Below are 5,321 nucleotides of genomic sequence, written 5' to 3'. Positions count from 1 at the left end.
GGCGGCGAGTCGCCGGTGCGCCGGTCGCTGTCCTACGGCGAGCTGGCCGCCCGGGCGACGGCGGTGGCCGGCGCCCTCGCCGCCCGGGGCGTGCGGCCGGGGGACCTGGTCGGCGTCAGCTTGCCGAAGGGACCGGACCAGGTCATCGCCGTCCTCGGCGTGCTGGCGGCCGGGGCGGCCTACGTGCCGGTCGGGGTGGACCAGCCGCCGGCCCGGGTCGCGCGGATCGTCGCCACCGCCGGCTTCCGCACGGTCATCACCACGCCGTCCGCGGCGTCATCCGCAGCGCCTCCCGGGCCGGACTGGCCAGCCGGGGTGTCCCCGCTCACCCTCGACGACGCGCTCGCCGCCGGCCCGTCCGCCCCGCCCGGCACACTCACGTTGAGCGCGGCCGACGATCCCGCCCGCCTGGACGAACCGGCCTACGTTCTGTTCACCTCGGGCTCGACCGGTCAGCCGAAGGGAGTCGAGGTCGGCCACCGGGCCGCGATGAACACCATCGACGACCTGGTCGACCGGCTCGGCCTCGGCCCGGGCGACCGGACGCTGGCCGTCTCGGCCCTCGACTTCGACCTGTCGGTTTTCGACATCTTCGCCCCGCTGTCATCCGGCGGCGCGGTGGTGATCGTGGACGAGGAGTCCCGCCGCGAGGCCGCCCGCTGGGCCGAGCTTATCGCGGCCCACAGCGTCACGATCCTCAACTGCGTGCCGGCCGTGCTGGACCTGGTCCTGGCCACCGGGGTGCCGCTGGGCGCCAGCCTGCGCGCGGTGCTTCTGGGCGGTGACCGGGTCGGCGTCGACCTGCCCGGCCGGCTCGAGGCGGCCGTCCCCGGCTGCCGGTTCCTCGGGCTCGGCGGCACGACCGAGACCGCCATCCACTCCACCGTGTGCGAGGTCGTCGGGGGTGGGCCGGTGCCGCCCGAATGGCGCTCGGTGCCCTACGGCACCCCGCTGCGCAACGTCCGGCTGCGCGTGGTCGACGCCCTGGGCCGCGACTGCCCCGACCACGTCGCCGGCGAGCTGTGGATCGGCGGGGCCGGCGTCGCCCGCGGCTACCGGGGTGACCCGGAGCGCACGGCCGACCGGTTCGTCACCCACGGCGGCGAGCGCTGGTACCGCACCGGCGACCTCGCCCGCTACCTCCCGGACGGCACCGTCGAGTTCCTGGGCCGCCGCGACCACCAGATCAAGATCAGAGGCTTCCGGGTGGAGCTGGGGGAGATCGAGGCGGCGTTCGCCTCGCTGCCCGGCGTCCGGGCCGGGGTGGCCGTGCTGACCGGCGGCGCGGACGGGCGTCCGAGCGCGCTCGGGGCCGTCGTCGTTCCGGACGCGGGGGAGGGCCCGGTTGACCCTGCCGACCCGGTTGACCCGGCGGCGGTCCGGGCCGGCCTGCGGGCCGTCCTGCCGCCGCACATGGTGCCCGACCGGGTCGTCGCGGTGGCCGAACTCCCGCTGAGCGCCAACGGGAAGATCGACCGTAAGGCGGTCGGCGCCATCCTCGAACGCGATCTCGACGGAACGCGGCCGGCCGCGGCCCCGCCAGGATCCGACCTGGAACGGGTAATCCTCTCGGTCTGGCGGGAGGCGCTGGGCCTCGACGAGTTCGGGGTCACCGAGGAGTTCTTCGCCCTCGGTGGCGACTCCGTGCTCGCCACCGCCGTGGTGGCCCGGCTGCGCGACGAGCTCGACACCGGCGACGTGTCGGTCCGAATGCTGTTCGGCGCGCCGACGGTCGCCGCGCTCGCGCGGGACCTGCGCGCGGCCGAGCCCACGCCCGGGCGGCTCGACCGCGTCGCGGCGATCGCCTGGGAGATCGCCGGCCTCTCCGACGACGAGATCGAGGAGCGGCTGCTCGGCCCGGCCGATCCCTCCGGCGCGACCGCCGCCGCCGGGACCGAACGGTGAGCGCCCCGCCGGTCACCGGTCCGCCAGTCGAGCCGGGAGCGGCGGACGGCTGGGTCCGCTGGCCGGACGAGTTCGCTCGCCGCTACGTGGACGAGGGCTACTGGCGGGGCGCCCCGCTCGGCGATCGTCTCCGGGCCTGGGCCTGCCGGTCTGGCTCGGCCACCGCCGTCGTGGCCGGTCCGCCGGCCCGGCCGGTCCGGCTCTCCTACGCCGACCTCGACCGGGCCGCCGATGACCTGGCCGCCGGCCTCGCCCGGCTCGGCCTCGCCCCCGGCGACCGCGTCCTGGTCCAGTTGCCCAACCGCGCCGAGTTCGTGACGCTGCTGTTCGCGCTGCTCCGGCTGGGCTCGATCCCGGTGCTCGTGCTGCCCGCGCACCGCCGGGTCGAGATCGAGCACCTGGCCCGGCTGTCCGGCGCCGTGGCCTACGCCATCCCGGACACGCACGAGGGTTTCGATCATCGGGCGCTGGCCCAGGAGATCGTCGCCACGGTCCCGTCGGTGGGTCATGCGCTGGTGGCCGGTGAGGCCGGTCCGTTCACCGGCCTCGACGCCGTAGCGGCGGCCGGGGCCGCCGCTCGGGCCGGCGGGCAGGCCGCGCCACCACCGGTGCCCGAGCCGGCCGGCGTCGCGGTGCTGCTCATCTCGGGCGGCACGACCGGCAAGCCCAAGCTTATCCCGCGCACCCACTGGGACTACGCGTACAACGCGGAGGCCAGCGCCCGGCTGTGCGGGCTGACCAGCGACGACGTCTACATGGTCGCGCTGCCCGCCGCGCACAACTTCCCGCTGGCCTGTCCGGGCATCCTGGGAGCGCTCGGCGTCGGCGCGACGGTGGTCCTGGCGCCATCCCCCAGCCCCGAGATCGTCTTCGAGCTCATCGCCCGGGAACGGGTCACGGTGACCGCCCTCGTCCCGGCCCTGGCCCGGATCTGGGTCGACGCCGCCGGATGGGAGGGGCCGGACACCGCCAGCCTGCGCCTGCTCCAGGTCGGGGGCGCCCGCCTGGACGCCGAGCTGGCCCGGCGCATCCCGACGGTCCTCGGCCCGCGCGTTCAGCAGGTCTTCGGCATGGCCGAGGGGCTGCTGAACTACACCCGCCCGGACGAGGACGACGAGCTCGCCTTCACCACCCAGGGCCGCCCGCTCGCGCCCGCCGATGAGATCCGGATCGTCGACCGCGACGGCGCCGACGTGGCGCCCGGCGAGATCGGCGAGCTGTGGACCCGCGGCCCCTACACCGTGCGCGGCTACTACCGGGCCGTCGAGCACAACGCGACCGCGTTCAGCCCCGACGGCTTCTACCGCACCGGCGACCTCGTCCGGCTGACGGCCAGCGGCAACCTGGTCGTCGAGGGACGGCTCAAGGACGTCATCAACCGGGGCGGCGAGAACGTCTCCGCCACCGAGCTCGAGGAGCACCTGCTCGCCCACCCGTCGATCGCCCAGGCCGCCGTCATCGCAGCGGCGGACGAGCAGGTCGGCGAGAGCGTCCGCGCGGTGGTCGTCCCGAGGCCCGGGGCGACGCTGACCCTCAAGGCGGTCAAGGCGTACCTGCGCGAGCGCGGGCTGGCCCGCTTCATGCTCCCCGACCTGCTCACGATCGTCGACAGGTTACCGCTCATCCCCGTCGGAAAGATTGACAAGCGGGAGCTGCGCCGCCGTCTCGGTTAGCGCCGCCGGGCGACGGCGCGGGCGCGGGCCCTCAGCCACGCCCGCCTCCCCTAGGCCGTATCGGAAGCCGCACCGCTGGAAGCCGCACCACTGGAAGGACGTGCATCGTGGCGAGTCCCGACTCCGCGCAGCGCAAGCGCGAGCTGCTCCGCCGCCGGCTGGCGGCCGAGCGACTGACGCGCGAGCCAGCCAGCGGCGCCGGCCCTCGGCCGCGACGGGAGCCCGGCCGGGGCTACCCGGCCAGCCCGGGACAGCGCCGGATGTGGTTCCTGTCGCGGCTCGACCCGGGCAGCGCCGCTTACACGATCTCAGCCGGGTTCGAGCTGACCGGCCCGCTCGACGTCGATGCGCTGCGCCGGGCGCTGCTCTCCGTCGCCCGCCGGCACGAGATCCTCCGCACGACCTACCGGGTCACCCCGGACGGGCAGCTCGAGCAGGTGCTCCGGGACGACATCGAACCGGCGTGGCTCAGCGTGGACCTGACGACCGTGCCCGCCGAGGAGCGGGAGGAGCGCGCACGGGAGATCGCGCTGCGCGCGGCCCGGCGCCCGTTCGACCTCACCGCCGAATCGCCGCTGCGGGTCACCGTGCTGCGCCACGGCCCGCTCCGGCACCTGCTCGCGGTGGCCGCCCACCACATCGCCTGGGACGACGTGTCCTGGGACATCTTCTTCGGTGACCTGCTGGCCGCCTACGACCGCCGGGACGGCGACGGCCCGCCCGCCACCGTCTCGTTCATCGACGCGGCGGGGCCGGCAGCCGAGACGGCTGCCCGCCCGGCCGGGCGGGCCTACTGGCGGGAACGGCTGCTCCCGCTGGCCGATCCGGTACGCCTGCCCGAGCCGAGCCCAGATGACCCGCAGCCGGGCCAGCCGCAGCCGGCCGACCCGCCGGCCGGCCGTCGGCGCGACGCGGGCCGGCAGGTCGTCCATCACGCCCCGGCCGAGCTGGCCGGCCAGGTGCGGGCGTTCGCCGCCCGGCACGGCGCGACGCCGTTCGTGGTGCTGCTCGCCGCCTACGCGGCCCTGATCCACCGGGCCACCGGCGCCACCGACATCACCGTCGGCTCGCCTGTCGTCAACCGGGACGGCGCCGGGACCGACGGCGTCATCGGCTACTTCGGCAACACCATCTGCCTCCGGCTCACCGTCGGCCCGGCCGACACGTTCACCGAGCTGGTCGCCCGGACCCGCGAGGTGTGCCGGGGCGCCCTCGCGCACGCCGACGTCGACCTGGCCGACGTCGCGCGCGAACTCAACCCGGACCGCTCCGACGGCGTGTCCAGCCTGTTCAGCACGATGTTCGCCGTCCGCTCGCCGGCCGCTGCCGCCCTCCACCGCACTGACCAGGACGGCCGGGACCTGCGCGGCGAGCGCCGCCCGCTGCCTAACGGCACCGCCCAGTTTCCGCTGATGGTGGTGGCCGAGTTCGGCGGGGACGGCGGCTTTGGCCCGCTCGAGTTGGAGACGACCTACCAGCCGGGCTCGGTGTCGGCGGCGTTCGCCGGCTCGGTGGGCCCGCGGCTGGAGCGGCTGCTGGCCCGGGCGCTGGCCGAGCCCGGCACGGCGATCGGCCCGATCGACCTGCTCGGCTCGGCCGAGCGTGACCGGGTGCTGGTCGACTGGAACGACACCGCCGGGCCCAGCCCGACCGAGCCGTGGGTGGCGCTGTTCGCCGCTCGGGCCGCGGCCAGCCCCGACCGGACGGCGCTGGTCACCGCCGAGCGGACCCTGACCTACGGTG

General features: G+C 75.9%; 3 protein-coding genes. All 3 read left to right on the top strand.

Annotation, left to right across the window (positions count from 1 at the left end; genetic code table 11):
* Positions 1-1,905, top strand: a 1,905-nt coding sequence (locus AC08OT_RS18960; protein WP_476603128.1) for a non-ribosomal peptide synthetase, incomplete at its 5' end; no start/stop codon positions are given.
* The gene (locus tag AC08OT_RS18955) at positions 1,902-3,578 is read left to right on the top strand and encodes a (2,3-dihydroxybenzoyl)adenylate synthase (RefSeq protein ID WP_476591891.1); all 1,677 of its coding nucleotides are present in this window, start codon (positions 1,902-1,904) and stop codon (positions 3,576-3,578) included. The genes AC08OT_RS18960 and AC08OT_RS18955, both read left to right, overlap by 4 nt.
* Before the next feature lie 107 nt (positions 3,579-3,685).
* Positions 3,686-5,321: condensation domain-containing protein (locus tag AC08OT_RS18950; RefSeq protein ID WP_476603127.1), on the top strand; the 1,636-nt coding region annotated here is incomplete at its 3' end.

The organism is Frankia sp. CgJB1 (assembly GCF_977947065.1).
Note: the sequence above shows the minus strand (reverse complement) of the source record. Positions and strands in the feature narration are given on the sequence as shown.